This is a genomic window from Leptolyngbya sp. FACHB-36, from assembly GCF_014695955.1.
GTDB lineage: Bacteria > Cyanobacteriota > Cyanobacteriia > Leptolyngbyales > Leptolyngbyaceae > FACHB-36.
In genome coordinates this window covers 1-4704 of record NZ_JACJPG010000383.1, presented here as the reverse complement: position 1 = coordinate 4704, position 4704 = coordinate 1, and the positions used below count along the sequence as shown (strand labels likewise).

Sequence of the window (4704 nt, the reverse complement as noted above, 5' to 3'; positions counted from 1 at the left end):
ATTGCAGGTAGACCGTTAATCGAGGTGCTGCTGATCTATGGCAACCAAACTCGCGGCTTTCCAGACCTGACTAAAATGGCTCCCAACGTTTATCAGTGGTTATCGGATGATTGGTACGACATTGTGGTGCCCATTGGTATCCTGGTCACGCTTACCATCCTGTTCCAGTTTGTGCGGAGTGCTTATAGAAGTCGGGTAGTGCTCGATCGAGAGCAAATGCTTCAACTGGCACTTACGGGTGCGCTGCTGATGCCTTATTTCCTGCCCAAAATGCACGATCGCTACTTCTTCCTGGCAGATATTCTCTCAATTCTCTTTGCGTTTTACTTCCCGCGCTATCTCTGGGTTGCGATCGTCGTCGAGATATGCTCACTCTTGAGCTATGCGCCGATGCTGTTGGGCGATACGGTTGTGTCCTTAAAAGTGCTGTCGATCGTGCTGGGTGCAGCCATTTGGTTTATGGTCCGTCTCCATATCAAAACCTTTTATCCCAAATCAAATAGCGGTCCTTCTCAAGAAACTTTAATTGTTAAATGACAGTTACAGGAATCTCATCTCACGGTTAATCCCTAACCCCGGTATGGCACAATGAACGGAAGGTAATGCTCTTTAACATCCAGGTAAGCCCGTGAGTTCGATCGCTAACCCCACTGCCGTTGAAAACGGTCGGTCTGTCCATGCTGCTCCGCTGCGGCGTCGTCCCGTGTTTCCGTTCACGGCGATCGTGGGTCAAGAAGAAATGAAGCTGGCGCTGCTGCTTAACATTATTGATCCCAAAATTGGCGGCGTCATGATTATGGGGGATCGCGGCACCGGGAAGTCCACAACCATTCGAGCACTGGCGGATCTGCTGCCAGAAATTGCCGTCGTTGCCGATGACCCGTTCAACAGTCATCCTAGCGATCCAGAGCTAATGGGTGATGCGGTGCGGCAGCAGGTTGAGCAGGGGCTAGATGTGCCCGTTGCCAAACAGAAAGTGACAATGGTGGATTTGCCACTGGGTGCAACCGAGGATCGGGTATGCGGCACGATCGACATTGAAAAAGCGTTGTCTGAAGGCGTCAAAGCCTTTGAACCAGGACTGCTGGCAAAAGCGAATCGAGGCATTCTCTACGTTGATGAGGTCAACTTGCTGGATGATCACCTCGTAGACGTGCTGCTGGATTCTGCGGCGTCCGGTTGGAACACGGTTGAACGAGAAGGAATTTCCGTGCGGCACCCCGCCCGCTTCGTGCTGGTCGGCTCCGGCAACCCAGAAGAAGGCGAACTCCGTCCCCAACTGCTGGACCGATTCGGCATGCACGCCGAAATTCGCACCGTCAAAGAACCCGCCCTGCGCGTTCAAATTGTGGAGCAGCGCACTGAGTTTGATCAAGATCCGCAGTCGTTTCTAGACACCTATCAATCTCAGCAAACAGAGCTTCAGCAGCGGCTTGTCAACGCTCAAGAGAGCCTAAAGCAAGTGACGCTCGACTATGATTTACGCGTCAAAATTTCTCAGGTTTGCTCAGAGCTAGATGTAGACGGTCTGCGCGGTGATATTGTCACCAACCGCGCCGCTAAAGCGCTTACTGCCTTTGAGGGACGCGCTGAAGTTACCGTGCAAGACATCCGTCGTGTCGTCACACTCTGTTTGCGCCATCGCCTCCGCAAAGACCCGCTAGAGTCGATCGACTCTGGCTACAAGGTAGACAAAGTGTTCAATCAGGTGTTTGGGTTGCAGGAAGATGGACAGGGGTAATTTTGAATGCTGAGTTTTGAACATTGAGCGCTAGTGTGGATGTTCTAGTCCATCAACGCCTCAACTCAACATTCAGCATGGAAAAACGCATTCTTGGCTTAGACCCCGGACTCGCAACGCTGGGATTTGGCGCGATCGTTTGTGGTGCCTCAGAACGAGCGTCTGTTCTGGATTTTGGTGTGGTTAAAACGCCTGCCAATCTCGAAATTGGACAGCGGCTTGTGATTCTCTACGATGATCTGCACACGATTCTGCAGCAGTATGAGCCAGATTTAGTGGCGATCGAGAAACTGTTCTTTTACCGCATGGGTAATACGATCGCGGTTGCCCAAGCGCGAGGTGTTGTCATGCTGGTGCTGGCGCAGGTTGGCGTCTCGCCTGTGGAGTTCACGCCCGCTCAGATCAAGCAGGCGCTAACGGGCTACGGGAACGCCGACAAGCACGCAGTTCAACAAGCAGTTACCCGCGAACTGCATCTGGACCACATTCCCAAACCAGACGATGCCGCAGATGGCTTAGCCGTTGCCCTAACTGCCTGGTTTCGGCGGTGAGTGCGTGCCCAACTAATTGGACTGTATTAAACATGTATTGAACAGGGAACTCAAGCAACTCCTACGCCTCTGGTTAACCGCCCGACCGCTCCAACCAATTCTGCTGGAGTGACGGGTTTCGCCAGATGCGTTTGGAATCCAGCGAGTAGGGACTGCCGTCGATCGTCTTCTCTGGCATACGCTGTTAGCGCCACAGCCGGAATCGGGTTGTCCGCCGTCGATCGAAGCTGCCGAATCAGCGAGTAGCCGTCAGTGTCCGGCATTCCAATGTCGCTAACGAGAATGTCTGGCTTGAACTCGGTAAACGCTACGAGCGCAGCTTCTGCGGAGGTCACGCCCATTACCTCAGCTCCACAAGCGCTGAGAATTGCCGTCGTGACTTCGCACGAGTCCGCTTCGTCGTCTACCACGAGCACCCGCACACCGTTCAATTCCAGTGGGCAGGTCAGTAGTGATTGGTCTGGAGCATTGGGTTTGTAAGTGTCGCTGGTCGTGCTTGTCGTCCGCAGCGGTAGCTTAACGGTGAAGGTTGCCCCCCGCCCGACGCCTGAACTCGCGGCATCAACGGTGCCCCCGTGCAGTTCCACCAGATGCCGCACGATCGCCAGCCCCAACCCCAGCCCAGAGTGACGTCGTGTGGTTTTGCTGTCTGCTTGCCGAAAGCGCTCGAAGATATGGGGCAGAAAATCTGCGTCAATTCCTTCCCCCGTGTCTGTGATCGTGAGCTGGATAAACTGGGGAGCGTAAGGGAGTGTAAAGCGTTCGGCATGAACGTGCGACGTGCCTCCATTCGCGAATTCCTCGAGGGAGTAGGAGTCAGGAGTGAGAGAGTAAGCCTTCTCACCGCCTACTTCCGACAGCCGCACCTCGATTTGTCCCTCAGCGGGTGTGAACTTCACTGCGTTTGAGAGCAAATTCCAAACCACCTGCTGCAATCGACTCGGATCTCCTAGGAAGCGATCGATTGACGTCTCCAGACTGGTTTTTAGGTGAATCTTTTTCGCGTTGATCGCGGGCTGTAAGGTTTCGATCGCGGCTACCACCACAGTCCTCAAAGACATGGGGTGAAGATCGAGCCGGAGCTGTCCACGAATAATTCGGGAAACATCCAGCAGATCATCAATCAGTTGTGCTTGGGCTTTAGCGTTACGCTCGATCGTCTCCAGCGCGTGCGTCATTGTAGCAGCATCGAAGGTGCGAGTACGCAGCATATGCGCCCATCCCAACATGGCGTTCAGGGGCGTGCGAATTTCGTGAGACAAAATCGACAAAAACTCGTCCTTCAGGCGATTGGCAGTTTGTGCCTCTTGGCGAGCTGCCTGTTCCCGCACCAAAAGCTGAGTCCGCTCTGCCTCGACCCGCTTGCGATCGCGGATTTCTGCCTGCGCTTGCTCGTAGAGCGCCTGAAGCTGCGCGGTGCGGTCTTGCACTTGTTGCTCTAACTCGCTGTTTCGCGTCTGTAGCAACGCGATATTTTCGGCTTCCAATCGATTGACTGTCTGCTGCAACATGTTCACCACATTGAAGAGTTCGACCGGGTCCAGCGCTCGCAGCATATTGAGTTGCGTCACCACGCCCAGCAATTCTCCCTGCTCACCCGTAACGACAAACCGCCGTACATGCCGACACTGCATTTCTTGATGCGCCACCCAAAGCGAATCCGATCGCTGCAAACAAAAGAGCGGCGTGCTCATTGCCACCTCTGCTCGGAGGTCTCCTAGCGGCAGTTCAAGCGCCTGAAGCTGAACAATGTCGCGCTCCGTCAAAATTCCCACAGCTTGCGTCGGCTGGACAGAATTTGTAAGAACTGCACAACTGACTCGTTCTGCTGCCATCCGCTGCGCCACCGTCAGGACCGACTCGGATAATGGTGCCTGCACCACATCTGCCTCCATAACGTCGTCGATCGTGCGCAGTCGGAGAAGATTGGCGGGTTGAAGGACTTGCCGAATGCTTTCGGGAGTGATTAACCCAATCAGGTGCCCGTGCTCATCAACAACAGGCAAATGGCGAATCTGATGCTGGCGAAACAGCGACAGCGCAGTTAAAATATCGTGCGCATTAGATTGAGTCAAGGTAACGACGGGCTGCGCCATGACTGCTGCGATCGCAATACCTCTGAGGTCGCCTCTGTCTGCTGTCAACCGAACGACATCTTGCTCGGTAAACATACCAATGAGCCGCGCCCCTTCGACGACTAACGCGCAGCTAGCAGGCGACTCACCTAGCGAGCAAATATCTAGCGGGTCTGACGCAATTGGTAGGGTGCAACTGCTGCGAACTTGGCTCATGAGCACTAAAACATCTGACAGCAGAGTTTCGGGTGTCACCGTGAGGGGACGACGGTCGATCGTGGTTTCAAGAACGATCGAGTAGAACGACAACGAATGAGGCGACATCGATCACACCAAA

The 4704-nt window shown here is 54.1% G+C and carries 3 protein-coding genes and 1 pseudogene; 3 read left to right on the top strand and 1 reads right to left on the bottom strand.

The features are described from left to right. From H6F43_RS10750 to ruvC, 3 genes and pseudogenes are all read left to right on the top strand, one after another. Positions 1 to 537, top strand: a pseudogene (locus H6F43_RS10750) (hypothetical protein); the annotation flags it as partial. A 100-nt stretch (positions 538 to 637) separates the two neighbouring features. Continuing rightward, positions 638 to 1741 carry a magnesium chelatase ATPase subunit I gene (bchI, locus tag H6F43_RS10745; RefSeq protein WP_190342762.1) on the top strand — a complete coding sequence of 368 codons (1104 nt, stop codon included), beginning with the start codon at positions 638 to 640 and terminating at the stop codon, positions 1739 to 1741. Between the two features lie 77 nt (positions 1742 to 1818). Further along, entirely contained in the window at positions 1819 to 2292 is a 474-nt protein-coding gene (gene ruvC, locus H6F43_RS10740; protein WP_190342761.1) for a crossover junction endodeoxyribonuclease RuvC, read from the top strand. Positions 2293 to 2342: 50 nt separating this feature from the next. Here the strand turns inward: ruvC and H6F43_RS10735 are convergent, their stop codons facing one another. Continuing rightward, positions 2343 to 4691 (bottom strand): CBS domain-containing protein, encoded by a 2349-nt coding sequence (locus H6F43_RS10735; RefSeq protein ID WP_190342760.1) that lies wholly within the window; start codon positions 4689 to 4691, stop codon positions 2343 to 2345. Between the last annotated feature and the right edge of the window lie 13 nt (positions 4692 to 4704).